The sequence below is a fragment of the Pseudomonas sp. GW821-FHT07F01 genome (genome assembly GCF_059418825.1).
The window spans coordinates 404,712-425,584 of the sequence record NZ_JBWKQO010000006.1 but is presented as its reverse complement, the minus strand read 5'-3'; the positions used below and the strand labels follow the sequence as shown (position 1 = coordinate 425,584).

The window sequence follows — 20,873 nt, the reverse complement described above, 5'->3', positions numbered from 1 at the left end:
CATTGAACCGACGCCTCTCCACTGCCGCCCTGTTGCTGATGCTGCTGACCGGCTGCAAGCAGACCTACCTCACCCTGCATTTCCAGGAAGAAGTGGGTAACCCCCAGCAGGCCCGGATAGTGCCGTACTTCGCAGAGGCCATCACTCAGATGGCCGCCGGGATCGGCATCGAACCCGACGCCATCGGCCTGGAAATGGACCGCAAGGACGACAAGACCCTGCATATCAGCCTGGACAGCAGCGTGCCCGAACCCCAGCGCCTGCGCCTGCAAGCGCTGTTCAGCGAAATTGTCGAGGCACGCGCAGCCGCCACCTTCGAAGCCGTTCTGGAGATCGCCCCGCAAACCGGGAGATACACCACCCCCGAGTACCGCAAAAGGGCCATGGCCTTGCCGCGACGCTTCTCCCTGGCGCTGGAGCCGGTGAAATACGCCGACGTGCTGTTTCATTACTCGATGGAGGAGTTGATCAGCGGCAAGCTCGCGGCCACCGGCACGCCCAACGAGGCGTTCTGCCAATACCAGGCCACCCTCCAGGCGCCGGGCATGCCGTTCAGCCAGATGGGCAGCAAGGCCGGTAGCGGCACAGGGGATTACAACGTGTATCTGGAGTGGAAAGACGGCAAGCGCGAACCGGCGCAATACTTGTTCGGCAACATCACTTTCGCCAACCCCACGCTCAACCAGATGCTGTTCGACAACCGCATCCAGCTGTCCGCGATCAAGACCTCCTGGGACACGCGAGCGGACCGCCGGGCCGACCGCGTCGGTTTCAGCGTCGGCTCCCTGGGCCTGCAGTACCACGAGGACGGGGAGATTTCCCCGTTGCAACACATCGGCTTCATGGGCAGGTGCGAGGGCATGGCCATGGCGCTGGGGCGGCCCTTTACCTTCTACATCGGCCGCTCCATGGACCGCCTGATCAGCGTCGAACTGGCCCCGCCCAGCGCATGAGCCCTGGAGCCGCAACGGCTCCAGGCCGACCGCTGCGACTTGATATTGCCCCCGGGCGCCGCCATCTAAGGCGCTCTACCCTGTTTGCGGAGCCCGACCATGTCCGACCCACTGCTGATCCCCTGCCCGCACTGCAACGGCCTCAACCGCATTCCCGCCGAGCGCCTGGGGGACCACCCCAAGTGCGGGCGCTGCAAGGCCGAGGTCTTGCTGAGCAAACCCTTTGACTTGAAACAGGGCGACTACGCCAGCCAGATCAAGGGCGACCTGCCGTTGCTGGTGGATGTATGGGCAGACTGGTGCGGGCCGTGCAAATCCTTTGCGCCGGTCTTCCAGCAAGCCGCCGCGCAGCTCAGCGGCAAGTGCCGCCTGGCCAAGCTGGACAGTGAAGCCAACCCGCAGCTGGCGGGGCAATTGGGGATTCGCTCGATCCCCAGCCTGATTCTGTTCAAGAACGGTCGGGAAGTAGCCCGGCAAAGCGGCGCCTTGCCACTGCCGCAATTGTTGAGCTGGCTGCGCAGCCAGGGGATTTGACGCAGCGCCAAGAGCCGCAGGCCAAACCCTGCGCTCATGGCCTCTTGAGGGTCAGGTGTTTTCCAGCAGGTTGTGCAGGTCGACGAATTGCTGGGTCAGCTTGTGTCGTGGGTCCAGGTGGATCAGCGGCATGCTGGCCTGGTGGGATTCACGCATGCGCACCGAGCTGCCCAGGTACACCGGCAGCACTGGCAGGCCCTCGCTGATCAGTTCGTCGAGCATCTGCTGCGGCAGGCTGGCCCGGGCCTGGAACTGATTGACCACGATGCCCTCGACCTCCAGCCCCTCGTTGTGGTCTTCCTTCAGCTCTTCGATCTCCGCCAGCAGGCCGTACAGGGCCTGACGGGAAAAACTGTCGCAGTCGAAGGGGATCAGCACACGATCAGCGGCGATCAGCGCCGATACCGCGTAGAAATTCAGGGCCGGCGGGGTATCGAGGTAGATCCGGTCGTAATCCTCGGCCAGTTCGTCCAGCAATTTGCGCAGCTTGTTGATCTTGTGCTTGGCCTCAAGCTTGGGCTGCAGGTCCGCCAGCTCGGCGGTGGCCGTGATCACGTGCAGGTTGTCGAAGGGGGTCTCGTAGATATCCACCTGGTTTTTCTTGGCGAATGGTCCGGACGACAGGGTTTGCTTGAAAAAATCGGCAATGCCCATGGGAATGTCCTCGCCGGTCAGGCCGGTGAGGTACTGGGTCGAGTTGGCCTGGGCATCCAGGTCCACCAGCAAGGTGCGATAGCCCTCGCTGGCGCTGACCGCCGCCAGATTGCAGGCAATACTGGATTTGCCCACGCCACCTTTCTGATTGAACACCACACGCCGCATGTCTAGACCTCCCTGTATCAAAGATCACCGAGTGTAGTAGGCCACGCGGCCCCTTAGCTACCTTGCTGTCACACAGATTTTCCTTACCCGCAGCCCTGGCACAAACACCGGGCAATGTCGGCCCCGAGGCCGACCTGGGACTGAAAGACTTCAGATAGTGGCAAAAAGACACCTCGCATCGCGTCGGATTTTTCGCTTTTGCGACCAACAGGCCAAGGAGCATTTGCTACAAGCCAGTCGCACCGGGATAATGCGCGCCACTGACGCCTTCGCGTCACTCAGGCCAATCGCCGATCGAAGCGATATGCCGCGTCAAGGAAGCCCGCAGGGGCGGGATGAAATCAAGTGATCAAGTTCAACATCGCTCAATGGCGTGCGTGGGCCCCTGGGCTCGAAAGCGTGGACGCCTGGCAGGCCTGGAGCCGTCAACCGGCCCTGCCTGAAAACAGCGATGCCGCCCCCGATGTGTCCTTTCTCCCCGCCATGCAGCGACGCCGTCTCAGCCGCCTGGCGCGCATGGCGTTCAGCGTCGGCTGGCCCCTGGCCGAGGGCCTGGAACAACTGCCGCTGGTGTTCATCTCCCGGCATGGCGAAACCCCGCGCACCTTCGAGATTCTCAGCGACCTGGCCGCCGAGCAACCGTTGTCGCCCACCCAGTTCAGCCTCTCGGTACACAACGCAGTGATCGGCCTGTGGTCGATCATGCGCGGCGAAACCAGCGAAATGACGGCCCTGGCCGCTGCCGGCGATGGCCTTGAGCATGGCCTGCTGGAGGCGGCCACGCTGCTGGCCGACGGCGCCCCCCATGTACTGCTGGTGATCACCGAGGAACAACCGCCCGAGGCCTATGCCAGCTGGATCGACGACGTGCCGTTCCCCTATGCCCTGGGCCTGCTGCTGACCCCCGGCGACGACTGGCAGTTGTCCCTGGGCAGCCATGACGGTCAAACGCCCAGGGCCCAATGGCCCCACGCCCTGAATCTGCTGCGTACCCTGCTGGGCGCGCAGACCTTTTGCCAACATGCCTGGATGAATCGTGTATGGACCTGGCAACGCAACCACTGAGCGCCAAGGGCCGCAATGCCTACTACTGGCGCCTGACGGCCACGGCGCTGAGCTTTGCACTGTTCGGAATAGGTGGTTTGTGCCTGCGCCTGGTGATTTTCCCCCTGCTCGCCTGCCTGCCCGGCGACGCCCAGCGCCAGCGCCAGCGGGCGCGCAAGACCGTCAGCCGGCTGTTCTGGCTGTTTATCCGCTTCATGGCCAGGAGCGGCGTGCTCACCTATGAGGTCCAGGGCGCCGAGCGGCTCGGGCGACCGGGGCAGATGATCATCGCCAACCACCCCTCGCTGATCGACGTGGTGTTCCTCATCGGCCTGGTCCGCGACGCCAACTGCGTGGTGAAGCAGAGCCTGTGGAACAACCCCTTCACCCGCGGCCCGGTGCGCGCCACCCAGTACATCAGCAACGACGGCAGCATGGACATGCTCGACAGTGCCTGCGGGGCGCTGCAAGCAGGCCAGACCCTGATCGTCTTCCCCGAGGGCACCCGCACCCAGCCGGGGGCCGCTCCGGCCTTTCATCGGGGAGCGGCGGCCATTGCCCTGCGCGGTGCGAAGATCATCACCCCGGTGGTGATCCGGGTCAGCCCCAGCACCCTGACCAAGGCCGAACCCTGGTACCGCATCCCGCAACGCCGTGTGCACTTCAGTTTTCACGTCGGTGCCGATATAGACCCACAGACCTTTGCAGCCCAGGGCCCGGCGCCCCAGGCTTCGCGCAAGCTCAATGAGCACTTGCACCATTTTTTCATTAAGGAGCTCGCCAGAGATGAGCGATACACACCCGGACCTGATGCTTGAAATCAAACTGCTGATCATCGACGCCCTGGGCCTCGAAGACATCAGTGCCCAGGACATCGGCAACGACCAGACGCTGTTCGGCGAAGGCCTCGGCCTGGACTCGGTGGATGCCCTGGAGCTGGGCCTGGCGATCCAAAAGAAGTACGGCATCAAGATCGACGCCGACGCCAAGGACACCCGCAACCACTTCAGCAACGTGGCGAGCCTTGCGGCGTTCGTCACTGCAAAACAGGCAGCTTGAGAACCGACCATGCAAACCCGTGACGATATCTTCAACACCCTGCGCGATGCCCTGGTCGAGCTCTTCGAACTGGAGCCCGAGCGCGTCAGCCTCGAGTCCAACCTGTACGAAGACCTGGAAATCGACAGCATCGATGCGGTCGACCTGATCGACCACATCAAGCGCCAGACCGGCAAGAAAATCGCCGCCGAGGAATTCAAGTCGGTGCGCACCGTCAACGACGTGGTCGAGGCGGTCTACCGTCTGGTCCAGCCGGCCGCATGAGCCGGCTGATCGGCCTGGGCTTGTTGCTGGCCGGCCTGCTCTACCCCTTCGCGGTGTACTTCGGCATGGAGCATTTCGCTCCGTGGCAGTTCGGCCTGCTGCTGGGCGGCCTGTGGCTGGCCCGGGCGCTGACCGGCGAACGCCGCCCCGGCAGCCTGTGGATGGCCATTGCGGCGATCGCGTTCTGCCTGCTGCTGGCCTGGTTCGACAACCCGGCGCTGCTGCGCTGGTACCCGGTGCTGATCAGCGCCTTCATGCTCGGCCTGTTCGGCCTGAGCCTGAAATACGGCCCCCCGGTGGCAGAGCGCCTGGCCCGCATCAGCGAGCCGCAATTGCCGGAAAAGGCCATACGTTATACGCGCCAGGTGACCGTCGCCTGGAGCGTGTTTTTCCTCTGTAACGGAATGCTCGCCGCGGCCCTGACCCTGTGGGCGCCGCTGAGCTGGTGGACGTTGTACAACGGCCTGATCGCCTATGGGCTGATGGGCCTGCTGTTTGCCATTGAATGGCTGTTACGACAACGGGTAAGAGGCCGTAGATGAACTGGATTCCCCTTGAGCAGCTGTTGCTCAAGCTACATACGCCGCGAGCGGTCAGCGCCGCGCCGGCCATCGACCTGGGGGCCGTGCAGGAACAGGCCCTGAGCCTGGCCGCTGCCCTGCAAGCCCGTGGCGTACGGCGCCTGGCGGTGCACCTGGAAGACGCCGTGGAACTGGCGGTGGCCCTGCTCGGCGCCTGGCGTGCCGGGGCCAGCGTGCTGTTGCCCGCTGACCTGCAAGCCCAGACCCGCCAGCGCTGGTCGAGCGAAGTCGACCTGTGGCTGACCGACCAGGACACGCCCCTGCACCAGTTGCAGGCCAGCCCCCTGGCCCCGGCCGAGCTGGACCTGGACACCTGCCAGTTGAGCCTGTGCACCTCCGGCTCCAGCGGCGAACCCAAGCGCATCGAGAAGAACCTGCGGCAACTGGCCAACGAGGTCGTCGCCCTGGAACACCTGTGGGGCGCCGACCTGGGCCAGGCCTGGATCATCGGCAGCGTCGCCACCCAGCACATCTACGGCCTGCTGTTCCGCGTGCTCTGGCCACTGTGCGCCGGGCGGCCTTTTGTACGCCGCCAGCTGCCATTTCCCGAAGACCTGCAACGGGCCAGCCGCGAGTGCCCGGCGTTTGCCTGGGTGGCGAGCCCGGCCCTGCTCAAGCGCATGGGCGACAACCTCGACTGGCCGGCCCTGAGCCAGGTACGGCGGGTATTTTCCTCCGGCGGAGCCTTGCCCGCCGAAGCGGCCAGCGGCCTGCACCAGCGCCTGCAGCAATGGCCGACGGAAATCCTCGGCAGCTCGGAAACCGGCGGCATCGCCTGGCGCCAGGGGCCAGGCCTGTGGCAGCCCTTCGCCGATGTACGGCTGAGCCAGGATGCCGACGGCGCGCTGTTGATCGCCTCGCCCTACCTGCCGGCCGGGCATGTGGAACACACGGCCGACGCCGCGCGGATCGCCGCCGACGGGCGCTTCGAACTGCTGGGGCGCCTGGATCGCATCGTCAAGCTGGAAGAAAAACGCATTTCCCTGCCCATGCTTGAGCAGGCCCTGGCCAGCCACGAATGGGTGGCGGAAGCGCGGCTCGGGGTGATCGAAGACAACCGCGCCTACCTCGGCGCCCTGCTGGTGCTCAGCGAGCCCGGCCTGCATGCCCTGCGCAACCAGGGCCGGCGCCACCTGACCCAGGCCTTGCGCCAGCATCTGGCCGGGCATTGCGAAGCCCTGGCCCTGCCCCGGCGCTGGCGCCTGGTGCGGCAACTGCCGCTGAACAGCCAGGGCAAGCTGCCCCAGGCGCAAGTCCAGGCCCTGCTGCTGGCTCCACGCCCGCAAGCCCCGGAAGTGCTGGAGCAACGGCAGCACGAGGAGGAGTGGCAGCTGCAACTGGCCATTCCGCCGGACCTGGCGTACTTCAGCGGGCACTTCCCCCAGACCCCGGTGCTGCCGGGGGTGGTGCAGGTGGACTGGGCCCTGGCCCTGGGCCAGCAACTGCTGGAGCTGCCGGGCCGCTTCGCCGGCATGGAAGTGCTGAAGTTCCAGCAACTGGTACGCCCCGGCGACCGCATCCAGCTGAACCTGCGTTTCGATGCCCAGCGCCAGAAACTGTATTTCGCCTACCTCAATGACGGGGCTCCCTGCTCCAGCGGGCGGATCGTCCTGGAGGCCAGCTGTGGATAAGTTGTACGGCGTCGCGCCCGGGATTCACTGGCAAGCCAGCGCTTACGCTGAAGGGGCCCGCTGCCATGCATAAGCCTTGCGCGGTGATACCGGTCTACAACCATGAAACCGCCGTGCCGGCGGTGGTCGAGGCGCTCCTGGCCCGCGGCCTGCCCTGTGTCCTGGTGGACGACGCCAGCAGCCCCCAATGCGCGGCGGTGCTGGAGCAACTGGCCGGCCGAGACCAGGTGTTCCTGATCCGCCTGGCGATCAACCAGGGCAAGGGCGGCGCGGTCATGGCCGGCCTGCGCGAAGCCGCGCAGCTGGGCTTCAGCCATGCCCTGCAAGTCGATGCCGATGGCCAGCACGACCTCACGGATGTGGATAACTTCATCCAGCACTCCCAGGCCCACCCCGAGGCGCTGGTCTGCGGTTATCCACAGTACGACGCCAGCGTGCCCAAGGGGCGCCTGTATGCCCGCTACCTGACCCACGTGTGGGTCTGGATCAACAGCCTGTCACTGCAGATTCCCGATTCCATGTGCGGCTTCCGGGTCTACCCCTTGCCACCGACCCTGGCCCTGCTGGACTCGGTGCAACTGGGCCGGCGCATGGACTTCGATCCGGAGATCCTGGTGCGCCTGGCCTGGCGCAACCAGCCCATGCGCTGGCTGCCGACCCGGGTCCACTATCCCCAGGACGGCCTCTCGCACTTTCGCCTGTTCCATGACAACGCGCTGATCTCGAAGATGCACGCCAAGCTGTTCTTCGGCATGTTGGCGCGCCTGCCGCTGATCCTCTGGCGCCGGTGGCGTCCATGAGCCAGGAGCAACCCAAGGAGCCCGGCAACGAACACTGGGCCGGCCATCAGGAGCGCGGCAGCTTCTGGCTGATGAAGCTCACCGCCCTGGGCGTGCGGGTGCTGGGGCGCCGGCTGCTGAGCCCGGTGCTGTACGCCATCGTGTTCTACTTCTTCCTGTTCGGCCGCCGGGCCCGGCGCAGCATCTGGCAGTACCAGCAGCACCTGGCCCAATGGAGCGGGCGCGACGAGTTGCGCCCCAGCCACTGGCGGGTGTTCGGCCAGTTCATGGCCTTTGCCGATGCCCTGCTGGACAAGCTCGACGTGTGGAACGGCAAACTGCGCATCGAACAGATCGAGATCGTCGACCCGGCGCAACTGCGCCACCAGCTGCGCGGCGAACGCGGGCAGATGCTGGTGGGCGCGCACCTGGGCAACCTGGAAGTGTGCCGGGCCCTGGCCGAGCTGGGGGAGCAGGTGACCATGAACGTGCTGGTGCACACCAAGCACGCCGAACGCTTCAACCGCCTGCTGGGCGAAGCCGGGGCCAGCAACCTGCGGCTGATCCAGGTCAGCGAGCTGGACCCGGCGATCATGCTGCAACTGAGCCAGCGCCTGGATCGCGGCGAATGGCTGGCGATTGCCGGGGACCGCGTGCCGCTGCACGGCGGGCGCAACGTGCGGGTGGATTTCCTCGGCCACCCGGCCGCCTTCCCCCAGGGCCCCTGGTTGCTGGCCGGGCTGCTCAAGTGCCCGGTCAACCTGCTGCTGTGCCTGAAACAGCAAGGCCGCTACCAGGTGATCCTCGAGCCCTTCGCCGACGCCGTGCAGTGGAAACGCAATGACCGCCAGCAGGTGATCGCCCAGTGGACCGCCCGCTACGCCGAGCGCCTGGGCCAGTACTGCCTGCAAGCCCCGCAACAATGGTTCAACTTTTACCCATTCTGGAAGACCGATGACGACCTCGACCCATGAGCCGGTAACCTTCGGCGAACACCCCCTGCGCATCGAAGACGTGCTGGCCCTGGCCAACCGCCAGGTGCCGACGCGCCTGCAAGGCGACGCCGCCTGGCGCCAGCGGATCGCCAAGGGCGCGCAGTTCCTCGATTCCCTGCTGGACAAGGAAGGGGTGATCTACGGCGTGACCACCGGCTACGGCGACTCTTGCGTGGTGGCGGTGCCGCTGCAGCACGTCGAGGCGCTGCCGCGCCATCTGTACACCTTCCACGGTTGCGGCCTGGGCAAGCTGCTGGACGCCCAGGCTACCCGCGCGGTGCTGGCGGCGCGCTTGCAGTCGCTGTGCCACGGGGTTTCCGGGGTGCGCGTGGAACTGCTGGAGCGCCTGCAGGCCTTCCTCGACCAGGACATCCTGCCGCTGATCCCGGAAGAGGGCTCGGTGGGCGCCAGCGGCGACCTGACGCCGCTGTCCTATGTGGCGGCAACCCTGTCCGGGGAACGCGAGGTGATGTTCCGCGGCGAGCGGCGTGAGTCCGCCGACGTGCACCGCGAGCTGGGCTGGGAACCGCTGGTGCTGCGGCCCAAGGAAGCCCTGGCGCTGATGAACGGCACCGCGGTAATGACCGGGCTGGCCTGCCTGGCCTTTGCCCGGGCCGACTACCTGCTGCGCCTGGCGACCCGCATCACCGCCCTCAACGTGGTGGCCCTGCAGGGCAATCCGGAACATTTCGACGAACGCCTGTTCGCCGCCAAGCCGCACCCGGGGCAGATGCAAGTGGCCGCCTGGCTACGCCAGGACCTGGCCATCGACGCGCCAACCGCGCCCCTGCATCGCCTGCAGGACCGCTACTCGCTGCGCTGCGCCCCCCATGTGCTGGGGGTGCTGGCCGACAGCCTGAACTGGCTGCGCGGTTTCATCGAGACCGAGCTCAACAGCGCCAACGACAACCCCATCATCGACGCCGAGGCCGAGCGCGTGCTGCACGGCGGGCACTTCTATGGCGGGCACATCGCCTTCGCCATGGACAGCCTGAAGAACCTGGTGGCCAACGTCGCCGACCTGCTGGACCGGCAACTGGCCCTGCTGGTGGACGTGCGCTACAACCACGGCCTGCCGAGCAACCTTTCCGGCGCCAGCGCCGAGCGCGCCATGCTCAACCACGGCTTCAAGGCGGTGCAGATCGGCGCCAGCGCCTGGACCGCCGAGGCCCTGAAAAACACCCTGCCGGCCAGCGTGTTCTCGCGCTCCACCGAGTGCCACAACCAGGACAAGGTGAGCATGGGCACCATCGCCGCCCGGGACGCGATCCGCGTGCTGGAGCTCACCGAGCAAGTGGCCGCCGCCACCTTGCTGGCGGCCAACCAGGGGGTCTGGCTGCGCAGCCAGGAAGCCGATGCCCGGCCTTTGCCGCCCGCCCTGGATGCCATGCACCGGCAACTGGCCGAAGACTTCGCACCGGTGATCGAAGACCGCGCCCTGGAGCGCGAACTGCGCCTGTGCCTGCAACGCATCGCCGAACAACACTGGAGGCTGCATGCGTAGCAAGGGAGTGATCCACGCCGACACCCAGATCCAGGTGCCCTTCTTCGACGTCGACACCATGCACGTCGTCTGGCACGGGCATTACGTCAAATACCTGGAGGTCGCCCGCTGCGCCCTGCTGGACAAGCTCGGCCACAACTACCAGCAGATGCTCGAATCCGGCTACGCCTGGCCGGTGATCGACCTGCAACTGCGCTACGTGCGCGGCGCGGTGTTCGGCCAGACCCTGAACGTGCGCGCCAGCCTGGTGGAGTGGGAAAGCCGGCTGAAGATCAATTACCTGATCACCGACCAGGCCACGGGCGAGCGCATGACCCGCGCCAGCTCGGTGCAGGTGGCCGTGGAGATCGCCAGCCGGGAAATGCAACTGGCCTCGCCCAAGGTCTTCACCGATGCCGTCGCGAGGGCCTTGCCATGAAGGTAGGAGCGAGCTTGCTCGCGAAGAGGGTCGGTCTGTCTGCCCAGTGCATGGCGCTGCGCACCGTGGTGCGGCGGTTCGCGAGCAAGCTCGCGCCTACGCTCTTGGTGCTCTGGTGGGTGCCGGGGCTGGCCCAGGCCTTCGACCTGCAACAGTTGAGCGATCAGCTGTCGCGGCCGGAGGTGATCCACGGCCGCTTCATCCAGGAAAAACACCTGCGGGCCCTGCCCCAGCCGCTGACCAGCAAGGGCCAGTTTGTCCTGGCGAAAAACCACGGCCTGCTGTGGCTGCTGCAGACCCCGTTGCAACAGGACTACCGCATCACTGCCCAGGGCATCGCCCGGCGCGATGGCAGCGGCTGGCAGATGCTTCCCGGCAAAAGCGCCGGGGCCGAGCAGAACCGCCTGTTCCTCGCCGTGCTGCAAGGCGACAGCAGCGGCCTGCAGCGGGACTTCGAACTCAAGCTGCAAGGCAGTGCGCAGAACTGGCAGTTGCAACTGATCCCCCGCTCCCTGCTGCTGAAACAGATCTTCAACCAGATCAACATCGACGGCGGCGAGCTGGTGCAGCGCATCGAACTGCTGGAAGCCCAGGGCGACCGCACCTTGCTGATCATGCAGGACAGCAGCAGCGCCCAGCCGCTCAGTGAAACGGAGCAACATGACTTTGCCGAGTGAACGCTGGCTGCCGCGTTTTTTCCTGATTCTGCTGACCCTGGTCCTGGCCCTCGGTGCCTGGCAATGGCGCCATGGCGCGCCGCTATCGGCCAACCTCATGGAACTGGTGCCCGGCACCGCCCCGGATGCCCTGGAGCAACAGGCCGAGCAACGCATGCAGGAACCGCTGAACCGGGAAATCCTGGTGCTGGTGGGGCATGCCGAACGTCAGCAGGCAGTGGCCATGGCCCGGCAACTGGCCGAGCAATGGCAGGCCAGCGGGTTGTTCGAGAAGGTCCAGTGGAACCTCCAGGCCGACCTGCCGGCGCTGCGCCAGCAACTGTTGCAGGGCCGCCTGGCGATGCTCGGGGCCAAGGATCGCGAGCAACTGGCCCAGCAGCCCCAGGCGTTTATCCAGCAACGGGTGCAGAGCCTGTTCGACCCGTTCGGCGGCTTTACCCTGGTGCCCAGCCAGGATGACTGGCTGGGCCTGACCGGACGCATCCAGAACAGCCAGCCGCAACACGGCGCGGTGCAGCTGGACATCGGCAGCGGCGCCCTGGTGGCCGAGGCCGACGGCCAGCACTGGGTATTGCTGCGGGCCCGCACCGGCGGCAACGCCTTCGACATGCAACTGCCTCTGCAAGTGGCTGACCTGCTGCGCCACAGCCGTGAGCAGGCCAGCCAGCAACAGGTACAACTGTTGGCCGCCAGCGGTTTGCTGTACGCCGCCAACGGCCAGCAACAGGCTACCCGGGAAATCACCTGGGTCGGCGGCGGCGCCACCCTGGGCATCCTTTTGCTGTTGCTGCTGGCCTTCCGCCGCTGGCGTGCCCTGCTGGCCTTCGTCCCGGTGCTGGTGGGCATGCTGTTCGGCGCCGTGGCCTGCGTGGCGCTGTTCGGCCGCATGCACGTAATGACCCTGGTGCTGGGGTCGAGCCTGATCGGCGTGGCCGTCGACTACCCCCTGCACTACCTGTCCAAGAGCTGGAGCCTGAAACCCTGGCGCAGCTGGCCGGCCCTGCGCCTGACCCTGCCGGGGCTGAGCCTGAGCCTGGCCACCAGTTGCATCGGCTACCTGGCCCTGGCCTGGACCCCGTTCCCGGCCCTGACCCAGATCGCCGTGTTCTCCGCCGCCGGCCTGGTGGGCGCCTACCTGGCGGCGGTGTGCCTGCTGCCGGCACTGCTCAAGGGGGTGCAACTGCGCCCGGCGCAATGGCCGCTGCAAGTGGCCCAAGCCCTGCTGCAGGCCCGCGCGGCCTTGCTCAAGCGGGTGCCCAGCCCGGTGCTGCTGGTATTGCTGGCGCTGTTCTGCGCCGCCGGCCTGTGGCAACTCGAGAGCAAGAACGACATCCGCCAATGGGTCGGTGCACCGCCGCAGTTGCTGCAGGAAGCCCAGGCCATTGCGCGGATCACCGGCTATCAGCCCACCAGCCAGTTCTTCCTGGTGCGCGCCACCGATCAGCAGCAACTGCTGGAGCGCCTGGAGGCCCTGGACCTGCGCCTGCAACAGCTGGTGAACCTGGGCAAGCTCAAGGGCTACCTGTCGCTGAACCAGTTGCTCAGCCAACCGACCGAACAACAGCAGGTGCGCGAAGCCCTCAAGCAGTTGCCGCGTTTCTGGCAGCCGCTGCTGGACCTGGGGGTGCCCCTGGCCGCCCTGCAAGCGGAGCTGGAACAGCTGCAGCAATTGCCGGTGGAAGACCTCGACGCCGCGCTTTCCGGGCCGCTGGCCGAGCCCTATCGCCCGCTGTGGCTGGGAGCCAACGCCAACGGCGTGGCCGCCATGGTCAGCCTGCAGGGGCTGAACGACGCCGCCCTGCTGCGAATCCAGGCCGATGATCTGCCAGGGGTGCAACTGGTGGACCGCCTGGGTGAGCTGAACCGGGTATTCGCCGCCACCCAGGTCAGCGCCGCCGAACTCAAGCTGGCCTCCTGCGTGCTGATCGTGCTGCTGTTGATCCTGCCCTTCGGCCTCGGCGGCGCCTTGCGCCTGGTGGCCCTGCCCCTGCTGGCAGCCCTGTGCAGCCTGGCCAGCCTCGGCTGGCTGGGCCAGCCCCTGACCCTGTTCAGCCTGTTCGGCCTGCTGCTGGTGACGGCCATCAGCGTCGACTACGCGATCCTCATGCGCGAGCAGATCGGCGGCGCCGCGGTGAGCCTGCTGGGCACGCTGCTGGCGGCCCTGACCACCTGGCTGTCGTTCGGCCTGCTGGCCATTTCCAGCACCCCGGCGGTGAGCAACTTCGGCCTGGCGGTCAGCCTGGGGCTGGCCTTCAGCTTCATCCTTGCGCCCTGGGCCGGCCACAGGCCGCACCCGGCGCCCGACACAGAGCGTGCAGCATGCTGACCCTGCTGTTCTGGCTACTGGCCCTGGCGCTGTTTGCCCTGGCCACCCACATCGGCCGGCGCCTGGGCCTGATCCCGATTGTCAGCCAGCTGCTGCTGGCGACCTTCGGCCTGCCGCTGCTGATGCTGCTGTGGATCGAACCGCACTGGCAGCTAAGTGGTGCGCAGCTGGTTTCGCCGCAGTGGCTCAAGCATCTGTACAGCCTGAGCTTTGCCTTGCTGCTGGGGCATATCCTCAGTGACGTGATCGACCTGCGCCTGGACCGCCAGAGCCTGAAGATCGCCGTGCCGAGCTTTGGCATTCCCTTCGCCTGCGGCCTGGCCACCGCCTTCTGGCTGCTGCCGGCGCAACCCTGGATCAGCTCCCTGGCGATCGGCCTGCTGTTCGCCATCACCGCGATCCCGGTGCTCTACCTGTACCTGCGGCACATCCAGTACCCGCCCGCCGCCACCCGGCGCCTGGTGCAGACCGCGATCCTCATCGACCTGGCCTGCTGGAGCCTGTTCGCCCTGGCCCAGGGCAGCCTGCACCTGAGCAGCCTGCTGCTGCCCCTGGCCGGCGCCTGCCTGCCCCTGGTGCTGCGCGGCCTGGGCCTGCGCCAGCCGCTGCTCTACAGCCTGGGCTTTTTCGGCCTGCTGGTGGTGGCCGAGCATTACCGGCTCAATGCGCTGATCTTCGGCATCGGCTACCTGCTGTGCATGGCCGCCCTCAAGCTGGCGCTGGTGCTGCCGTTACAGGCTGCCTGGATGAACCGCTTGCAGACCTACATCGCCATCCCGCTGATCCTGACCTTCGGCATCGTGCAGATCGATGTGCACAGCGCCATGGGCAGCCTCGGCTGGGTGCAACTGGCGGCCCTGCTGCTGTTGCCGATTGCCAGCAAGCTGCTGGGCAACTGGCTGGGCCTGGGCTGGGCCGGCGCTTCCTTTACCGGCGCCAGCCGCTGGCGGGAAAGCCTGCTGCTGAACATTCGCGGCTTGAGCGAGATCGTCTTTCTCAACCTGCTGCTGCAACAACAGTTGATCAGCCCGGCGCTGTACTTCGCGCTGATGCTCATGGGCCTGATCGCCACCCTGCTGCCGGCCCTGGCCGGAATGCACCGAACTCCCCAGGCGGCGCCCCACGCTGCCCCCTTGAACCTGAACATCGCCAAACCGGCAAGGAGCCCCAGTGCCAACAGTTGAAATGGAACGTCGCCAAGTCGTGGTGATCGGTGCCGGCCCCTCGGGGGCCATCGCGGCCGCGCTGCTCAAGCGCCAGGGCCACGACGTGCTGATCGTCGAGCGGCAACATTTCCCGCGTTTCTCCATCGGTGAAAGCCTGCTGTCCCACTGCCTGGATTTCGTCGAGGAAGCCGGGATGCTGGAGGCCGTGCAAGCCGCCGGCTTCCAGCTCAAGAACGGCGCGGCCTTCGCCTGGGGCGAGCACTACAGCACCTTCGATTTCGGCGAAACCTTCAGCAATGGCAAGCCCACCACCTTCCAGGTGCAGCGCGCCGACTTCGACAAGCTGCTGGCCGACCAGGCCGCCCTGCAAGGGGTGGAGATCCGCTACGGCGAAGAGATTGTCGCGGTGGAAGTGGAGCGGCCCTTGCCGCAGCTCGACTGCCGCCGTGAAGACGGCAGCCAGTACCGCATCGAAGCCGACTTCATCCTCGACGCCAGCGGCTACGGCCGGGTCCTGCCGCGCCTGCTGGAACTGGAAGCGCCGTCGAACTTTCCGGTACGCCGAGCGGTGTTCACTCATGTCGAAGACCGCATCGACTGCGAGCACTTCGACCGCAACAAGATCCTCATCACCACCCACCCCGAGCACCGCGACATCTGGTTCTGGAGCATCCCCTTCAGCAACGGCCGCTGCTCGGTAGGGGTGGTGGCCGCCCAAGAGCATTTCGCCGGGCGCGATGGCGACCTGGACGCCTGCCTGCGGGGCTTCATCAGCGAAACCCCGAGCCTGGCCAAGGTGCTGCAATACGCCGAGTGGGACACCCCGGCACGGACCATCGGCGGCTACTCGGCCAACGTCAGCACCCTGCATGGCCCGGGCTTCGCCCTGCTGGGCAACGCCGCGGAATTCCTCGACCCGGTGTTCTCTTCCGGGGTGACCATCGCCATGCGTTCCGCGAGCATGGCCGCCGCCGTGTTGCACCGGCAGTTGCAGGGCCAGGGCGTCGACTGGGCGACGGAGTTCGCCGAACCGCTGAAACGCGGCGTGGACACCTTCCGCTGCTACGTCGAGGGCTGGTACGCCGGTACTTTCCAGGACGTGATCTACCATCCGGGCAGCTCCCCGGAAATCCGCCGCATGATCAGCTCGATCCTCGCCGGTTATGCCTGGGATGAACGCAACCCTTTCGTCAGCGAGCCCAAGCGCCGGCTCAAGGCCCTCTCGGAAGTCTGTGCGAGGGACCGCGCATGAGTGAGCAAACCAGCCAGTACCTGAGTGACAGCTACGTCGAGGAAACCCGCTTCGGCTTCTGGTTCCTGCGCAGCCACACCTGGCAGCACCATGTGCTGCGGGTGGCGATCAATGACCTGCGCTCGCTGTTCGATGGCGAGCTGCCCCGGCATCCGGTGTTGCTGGACGCCGGTTGCGGCCAGGGCAAGTCGTTCCAGTACCTGCGCCAGGTGTTCGCCCCGCAGCGCCTGATCGGCCTGGACGCCGACCCCCACAGCCTCAAGCTCAGCGCCGAGGAAGCCCGGCGCCAGCAGATGCAGGTGGAGTTGATCGGCAGCGACTGCGCGACCCTGGAACTGGCCGACGCCAGCGTCGACCTGCTGTTCTGCCACCAGACCTTCCACCACCTGGTGGAACAGGAAAAAGCCCTGGCCGAGTTCTACCGGGTGCTCAAGCCCGGGGGTTACCTGCTGTTTGCCGAATCCACCGAGGCCTATATCGACACCTGGGTGATCCGCTGGCTGTTCCGCCATCCGATGCATGTGCAGAAAAGCGCCGCCCAGTACCTGCAGATGATTCGTCAGCAGGGCTTTGAATTCGGCCCGCAGAACGTGTCTTATCCCTACCTGTGGTGGAGTCGCGCCAAGGACTTCGGCCTGCTGGAGCGCTTCGGCCTGCGCCAGCCGCCGCCGGTGGGCCAGCGCGAGGAAACCCTGGTCAATGTGGTGGCCCGCAAGCCGCTCGCTCCCCCTGTTGCCGAGGAAGGTCCGTCCGAATGATCCGTGCCCTGCTGCTCGGTTGTGTCCTGTTGCTGAGCGCTTGCGTCAGTCAGGCTCCGCTGCCCGAGCGCACGCCCTCGCTGGTGCTGCCGTTGCAGCTCCACGTACAGCGCCAGCTTCAGGACCAGCGCCAGGACTGGCTGCTGGTGATCCAGGCCGAAGGCCCGGACCTGCGCTGGTCGCTGATGGACCCGCTGGGCATTCCCCAGGCCCGTCAGCGCCTGGTGGGCGGACACTGGCAGGCCGACGGCCTGCTGCCACCCAACCCGGAGGCCCGGGAGCTGTTCGCGGCCCTGCTGTTCGCCCTGACGCCTGTGGCCGAACTGCAGGCCAATTATCCGCACGCCCGGCAACAGGGCGCCCAACGTACCCTCGGCCCGCGCTGGCGAGTCGACTATCAACACGCTCTGGATTTCACCTTGAACCTGCCCCAAGGCCCGCACTACCACATCACGGCTCTGAGCACCGAGGCCACGCCATGACGGCTTACCTCAACGCCCTCGGGGTGATCTGCGCCCTGGGCCGCAATCGCCAGGAAGTCGCCCGCAGCCTGTTTGCCGGCGACTGCTCGGGCATGCGCGACGAAAGCCACTGGGTGCCCGAGCGTACCTTGCCGGTGGCGGCAGTGCGCAGCCCGCTGGCGGGCATGCCGGCGGGCCTCGAAGCCCAGAACAGCCGCAACAACCAGCTGTTGCTGGAGGCCACCCGGCAGATCGAAGGCGACATCCAGCAGGCCATCCAGCGCTACGGCCATGGCCGCATCGGCATCGTCCTGGGCACCAGCACGTCGGGCATCGACGAAGCCAGCCGGGGCATCGCCCGTTACCTGCAGGACCGGCAATTCCCGGCGGGCTACGACTACCGTCAGCAGGAGCTCAGCGCCCCGGCGAACTTCCTCGCCCAATGGCTGCAACTCTGCGGCCCGGCCTATGTGATTTCCACCGCCTGCACCTCCAGCGCCCGGGCCCTGATCAGTGCCCGGCGCCTGCTCGACCTGGGCCTGTGCGACGCCGTGCTATGCGGCGGGGTCGACAGCCTGTGCAAGCTGACCCTCAATGGTTTCACAGCCCTGGAGGCGGTCTCCGGGCAACGCTGCAACCCGTTTTCCCGCAACCGCGACGGGATCAACATCGGTGAAGCGGCGGTGCTGTTCCTCATGAGCCGGGAGCCTGCCGGCGACGCCCCTGTTGCCCTGCTGGGCGGTGGCGCCAGCTCCGACGCCTACCACATTTCCGCCCCGGCCCCCGATGGCCGCGGCGCCCTGCAGGCCATGAGCCTGGCCTTGCGCGGCGCCGGCCTGCAGCCACAGCAGATCGGCTACCTGAACCTGCACGGCACCGCCACCCAGCACAACGACGCGATGGAAAGCCTGGCCGTTGCCCAGCTGTTCCCCGAAGGCGTGCCCTGCTCTTCGACCAAACCCATGAGCGGCCATACCCTGGGGGCCGCCGGGGCCCTGGAGGCGGCGTTCTGCTGGCTGGCCCTGAGTACCGACAACCCCGGCCTGGCGCTGCCGCCCCATGTCTGGGATGCCCAGGCCGACCCGTCTTTGCCGCCACTGCGCTGGGTCACCCCGGACGATCGCCTGGCCCCCCACGCACCGCGCCGCCTGATGAGCAATTCCTTCGCCTTCGGCGGCAACAACGTCAGCCTGATTATCGGAGACGCCCCATGATTGACTGGCCGCTCGCCGAGTTGCTGCCCCACGCCGGGGACATGATCCTCATCGATCAGGTCCTGGCCTTTGATGAAGAACAGATCCGCACCCGCCTCGAAGTTCGCCCCGGTGGCCTGTTCAACCGCCCCGACGGCAGCCTGCCGGCCTGGGTCGGCGTCGAGCTGATGGCCCAGAGCGTGGCCGCCTACGCCGGTTGCCGCGCCCGCCAGCAAGGCTTGCCGGTGGAGCTGGGCTTTCTTCTGGGCACCCGCAAATTCGAATGCAATGTCGAGCACTTCCCCCTCGGCAGCACCCTGGAAATCCATGCCCTGCGCTCTCTGGAAGACGACAACGGCATGGGCGTGTTCGAGTGCCACCTCAGTGGCCCCGGCATCATCGCCAGCGCGCGCCTGAACGTGTTCCGTCCGCCACAGGCCGCCGACTACTTGCATGAAACACCTGCCTCTTCTACAGGAACACCGTCATGACTGACTCCGTACTGGTCACCGGCTCCAGCCGTGGCATCGGCCGTGCCATCGCCCTGCGTCTGGCCCGGGCCGGGTATGACCTGGTGCTGCACTGCCGCAGCGGCCGCACCGAAGCCGAAGCCGTCAGGGGCGAAGTCCAGGCCCTGGGCCGCAGCGCCCGCGTCCTGCAATTCGATGTATCGGACCGGGAGGCCTGCCGGGCTGCCCTGGAGGCCGATGTCGAAGCCCATGGCGCCTATTACGGCGTGGTGCTCAACGCCGGCCTGACCCGCGACGGCGCCTTCCCGGCCCTCAGCGAAGAGGACTGGGACCAGGTGCTGCGCACCAACCTCGACGGTTTCTACAATGTCCTGCACCCGGTGATGATGCCCATGATCCGCCGCCGCGCAGCCGGGCGCATCGTCTGCATCACCTCGGTCTCGGGGCTGATCGGCAACCGTGGCCAGGTCAACTACAGCGCCTCCAAGGCCGGCGTGATCGGCGCCGCCAAGGCCCTGGCCATCGAGCTGGGCAAGCGCAAGATCACCGTCAACTGCGTGGCCCCGGGGCTGATCGACACCGCCATGCTGGATGAAAACGTGCCGGTGGAAGAACTGCTGAAAATGATTCCCGCGCAGCGCATGGGCACCCCGGAAGAGGTGGCCGGCGCGGTGAATTTCCTGATGTCCGCCGAAGCGTCCTACATCACTCGCCAGGTGCTGTCGGTGAACGGGGGCCTGTGCTGATGAAACGTGTGGTCGTCACCGGCATGGCCGGCATCACCTCCCTGGGCAGCGACTGGGCCAGCATCGCCGAGCGCTTTGCCGCCAACCGCAGCGGCATCCGGCGCATGGACGAGTGGGACAGGTTCAGCGAACTCAACACCCGCCTGGCCGGCCCCATCGATGACTTCCAGGTGCCCGGGCACTGGACCCGCAAGCAGCTGCGCAGCATGGGCCGGGTTTCGCGCCTGGCCGTGGGCGCCGCCGAGCAGGCCCTGGCCGACGCCGGGCTGCTGGGCGACCCGTCGATCAAGGACGGGCGCATGGGCGTGGCCTGTGGTTCTTCCACCGGCAGCACCGACGAGATCAAGGCCTTCGGCAACATGCTGCTCAACTCGGTGGCCGAGGGGCTCAACGCCAACTCCTACGTGCGCATGATGCCCCACACCACCGCCGCCAATATCAGCATCTTCTTCGGCCTGACCGGGCGCCTGATCCCTACCTCCAGCGCCTGCACCAGCGGTAGCCAGGGCATCGGCTACGCCTATGAGGCGATCAAGTTCGGCCGCCTGCCGCTGATGCTCGCCGGCGGCGCCGAGGAACTGTGCCCCACCGAAGCCATGGTGTTCGACGCGCTGTATGCCACCAGCCTGAAGAACGATGCGCCGCACACCAGCCCGCGCCCCTACGACAGCGGCCGTGACGGCCTGGTGATCGGCGAAGGTGGCGGCATGCTGGTGCTCGAGGAGCTGGAGCACGCCCTGGCCCGTGGCGCGCGCATCCACGCGGAAATCGTCGGCTTCGGCAGCAACGCCGACGGCCAGCACACCACCCGCCCCGAACAGAGCACCATGCGCCGGGCCATGGAGCTGGCGCTGGAGGATGGGGCCCTGGCCCCGGAGGCCATCGGCTACGTCAACGGCCATGGCACCGCCACCGAGCAAGGCGACATCGCCGAGACCCTGGCCACCAGCAGCCTGTTCGGCAGCCGCATGCCCATCAGTTCGCAGAAGAGTTTCCTCGGCCACACCCTGGGCGCCTGCGGCGCGCTGGAATCCTGGTTCAGCATCGAGATGCTCAACCGCGACCTCTATGTGCACACCTGCAACCTGGATCAGGTCGACCCCCGCTGCGGCGAGCTGGACTACCTGCAGGGAGGCTTTCGCGCCATGAGCCACGAATACGTGATGAACAACAACTTTGCCTTTGGCGGCGTCAACACCTCGTTGATCTTCCGCCGCTGGTCCTGATGCCCCACCTCACT

Annotated in this window: 23 protein-coding genes; 22 read left to right on the top strand and 1 reads right to left on the bottom strand. The window is 66.7% G+C overall.

All coding sequences use genetic code 11. The features are described from left to right. The first annotated feature begins 2 nt into the window (after positions 1 to 2). The gene (locus tag AC07R1_RS23775; RefSeq protein ID WP_495110988.1) at positions 3 to 953 is read left to right on the top strand and encodes a hypothetical protein; all 951 of its coding nucleotides are present in this window, start codon (positions 3 to 5) and stop codon (positions 951 to 953) included. 99 nt (positions 954 to 1,052) lie between these two features. Continuing rightward, positions 1,053 to 1,487 carry a thioredoxin TrxC gene (trxC, locus tag AC07R1_RS23770; RefSeq protein WP_015633888.1) on the top strand — a complete coding sequence of 145 codons (435 nt, stop codon included), beginning with the start codon at positions 1,053 to 1,055 and terminating at the stop codon, positions 1,485 to 1,487. A gap of 51 nt (positions 1,488 to 1,538) precedes the next feature. Here trxC and AC07R1_RS23765 read toward each other — a convergent pair whose 3' ends face one another. Further along, positions 1,539 to 2,309 carry a ParA family protein gene (locus AC07R1_RS23765; RefSeq protein WP_495110987.1) on the bottom strand — a complete coding sequence of 257 codons (771 nt, stop codon included), beginning with the start codon at positions 2,307 to 2,309 and terminating at the stop codon, positions 1,539 to 1,541. A gap of 345 nt (positions 2,310 to 2,654) precedes the next feature. Between AC07R1_RS23765 and AC07R1_RS23760 the strand changes: the two genes are divergently transcribed. From AC07R1_RS23760 to AC07R1_RS23665, 20 genes are all read left to right on the top strand, one after another. Continuing rightward, a complete protein-coding gene (locus AC07R1_RS23760) occupies positions 2,655 to 3,374 on the top strand; it encodes a beta-ketoacyl synthase chain length factor (RefSeq protein WP_011058853.1) in 720 nt (239 codons plus the stop codon). Further along, positions 3,350 to 4,171, top strand: coding sequence for a lysophospholipid acyltransferase family protein (locus AC07R1_RS23755; RefSeq protein WP_011058852.1), 822 nt, complete (start codon positions 3,350 to 3,352; stop codon positions 4,169 to 4,171). Before AC07R1_RS23760 ends, AC07R1_RS23755 begins: the two co-directional genes overlap by 25 nt. Then, a complete protein-coding gene (locus AC07R1_RS23750; RefSeq protein ID WP_011058851.1) occupies positions 4,140 to 4,412 on the top strand; it encodes a phosphopantetheine-binding protein in 273 nt (90 codons plus the stop codon). Before AC07R1_RS23755 ends, AC07R1_RS23750 begins: the two co-directional genes overlap by 32 nt. Before the next feature lie 9 nt (positions 4,413 to 4,421). Then, positions 4,422 to 4,676, top strand: coding sequence for an acyl carrier protein (locus tag AC07R1_RS23745; RefSeq protein WP_011058850.1), 255 nt, complete (start codon positions 4,422 to 4,424; stop codon positions 4,674 to 4,676). Further along, on the top strand, positions 4,673 to 5,218 hold the full coding sequence (locus AC07R1_RS23740; RefSeq protein ID WP_011058849.1) for a COG4648 family protein: 546 nt from the start codon (positions 4,673 to 4,675) through the stop codon (positions 5,216 to 5,218). The genes AC07R1_RS23745 and AC07R1_RS23740 overlap by 4 nt, the downstream gene beginning before the upstream one ends. After that, positions 5,215 to 6,888 (top strand): ApeI family dehydratase, encoded by a 1,674-nt coding sequence (locus tag AC07R1_RS23735; RefSeq protein ID WP_065364854.1) that lies wholly within the window; start codon positions 5,215 to 5,217, stop codon positions 6,886 to 6,888. Before AC07R1_RS23740 ends, AC07R1_RS23735 begins: the two co-directional genes overlap by 4 nt. A gap of 65 nt (positions 6,889 to 6,953) precedes the next feature. Further along, a complete protein-coding gene (locus tag AC07R1_RS23730; protein WP_065364853.1) occupies positions 6,954 to 7,688 on the top strand; it encodes a glycosyltransferase family 2 protein in 735 nt (244 codons plus the stop codon). Beyond that, positions 7,685 to 8,641, top strand: a complete 957-nt coding sequence (locus tag AC07R1_RS23725) for a lysophospholipid acyltransferase family protein (RefSeq protein WP_015633885.1) — start codon at positions 7,685 to 7,687, stop codon at positions 8,639 to 8,641. Before AC07R1_RS23730 ends, AC07R1_RS23725 begins: the two co-directional genes overlap by 4 nt. Beyond that, positions 8,622 to 10,166 (top strand): HAL/PAL/TAL family ammonia-lyase, encoded by a 1,545-nt coding sequence (locus tag AC07R1_RS23720; protein ID WP_495110986.1) that lies wholly within the window; start codon positions 8,622 to 8,624, stop codon positions 10,164 to 10,166. The genes AC07R1_RS23725 and AC07R1_RS23720 overlap by 20 nt, the downstream gene beginning before the upstream one ends. Next, positions 10,159 to 10,584, top strand: coding sequence for an acyl-CoA thioesterase (locus tag AC07R1_RS23715; protein WP_011058845.1), 426 nt, complete (start codon positions 10,159 to 10,161; stop codon positions 10,582 to 10,584). Before AC07R1_RS23720 ends, AC07R1_RS23715 begins: the two co-directional genes overlap by 8 nt. Further along, the gene (locus tag AC07R1_RS23710; protein WP_495110985.1) at positions 10,581 to 11,261 is read left to right on the top strand and encodes an outer membrane lipoprotein carrier protein LolA; all 681 of its coding nucleotides are present in this window, start codon (positions 10,581 to 10,583) and stop codon (positions 11,259 to 11,261) included. Before AC07R1_RS23715 ends, AC07R1_RS23710 begins: the two co-directional genes overlap by 4 nt. Further along, a complete protein-coding gene (locus AC07R1_RS23705; RefSeq protein ID WP_053156039.1) occupies positions 11,245 to 13,587 on the top strand; it encodes an MMPL family transporter in 2,343 nt (780 codons plus the stop codon). The genes AC07R1_RS23710 and AC07R1_RS23705 overlap by 17 nt, the downstream gene beginning before the upstream one ends. After that, on the top strand, positions 13,581 to 14,771 hold the full coding sequence (locus AC07R1_RS23700) for a cation:proton antiporter (RefSeq protein WP_123473074.1): 1,191 nt from the start codon (positions 13,581 to 13,583) through the stop codon (positions 14,769 to 14,771). The genes AC07R1_RS23705 and AC07R1_RS23700 overlap by 7 nt, the downstream gene beginning before the upstream one ends. After that, positions 14,758 to 16,005 carry an NAD(P)/FAD-dependent oxidoreductase gene (locus AC07R1_RS23695; protein ID WP_495110984.1) on the top strand — a complete coding sequence of 416 codons (1,248 nt, stop codon included), beginning with the start codon at positions 14,758 to 14,760 and terminating at the stop codon, positions 16,003 to 16,005. Before AC07R1_RS23700 ends, AC07R1_RS23695 begins: the two co-directional genes overlap by 14 nt. Then, positions 16,002 to 16,763, top strand: a complete 762-nt coding sequence (locus AC07R1_RS23690; RefSeq protein ID WP_019095190.1) for a class I SAM-dependent methyltransferase — start codon at positions 16,002 to 16,004, stop codon at positions 16,761 to 16,763. The genes AC07R1_RS23695 and AC07R1_RS23690 overlap by 4 nt, the downstream gene beginning before the upstream one ends. After that, a complete protein-coding gene (locus AC07R1_RS23685; RefSeq protein ID WP_015633878.1) occupies positions 16,760 to 17,245 on the top strand; it encodes a hypothetical protein in 486 nt (161 codons plus the stop codon). Before AC07R1_RS23690 ends, AC07R1_RS23685 begins: the two co-directional genes overlap by 4 nt. Continuing rightward, the gene (locus AC07R1_RS23680; RefSeq protein WP_072443871.1) at positions 17,242 to 18,438 is read left to right on the top strand and encodes a beta-ketoacyl-[acyl-carrier-protein] synthase family protein; all 1,197 of its coding nucleotides are present in this window, start codon (positions 17,242 to 17,244) and stop codon (positions 18,436 to 18,438) included. The genes AC07R1_RS23685 and AC07R1_RS23680 overlap by 4 nt, the downstream gene beginning before the upstream one ends. After that, positions 18,435 to 18,908 carry a hotdog family protein gene (locus AC07R1_RS23675; protein WP_019095188.1) on the top strand — a complete coding sequence of 158 codons (474 nt, stop codon included), beginning with the start codon at positions 18,435 to 18,437 and terminating at the stop codon, positions 18,906 to 18,908. Before AC07R1_RS23680 ends, AC07R1_RS23675 begins: the two co-directional genes overlap by 4 nt. Continuing rightward, positions 18,905 to 19,633 carry a 3-oxoacyl-ACP reductase FabG gene (gene fabG / locus AC07R1_RS23670; RefSeq protein WP_011058836.1) on the top strand — a complete coding sequence of 243 codons (729 nt, stop codon included), beginning with the start codon at positions 18,905 to 18,907 and terminating at the stop codon, positions 19,631 to 19,633. Before AC07R1_RS23675 ends, fabG begins: the two co-directional genes overlap by 4 nt. Then, positions 19,633 to 20,859, top strand: coding sequence for a beta-ketoacyl-ACP synthase (locus AC07R1_RS23665; RefSeq protein WP_011058835.1), 1,227 nt, complete (start codon positions 19,633 to 19,635; stop codon positions 20,857 to 20,859). Before fabG ends, AC07R1_RS23665 begins: the two co-directional genes overlap by 1 nt. Positions 20,860 to 20,873: the final 14 nt, after the last annotated feature.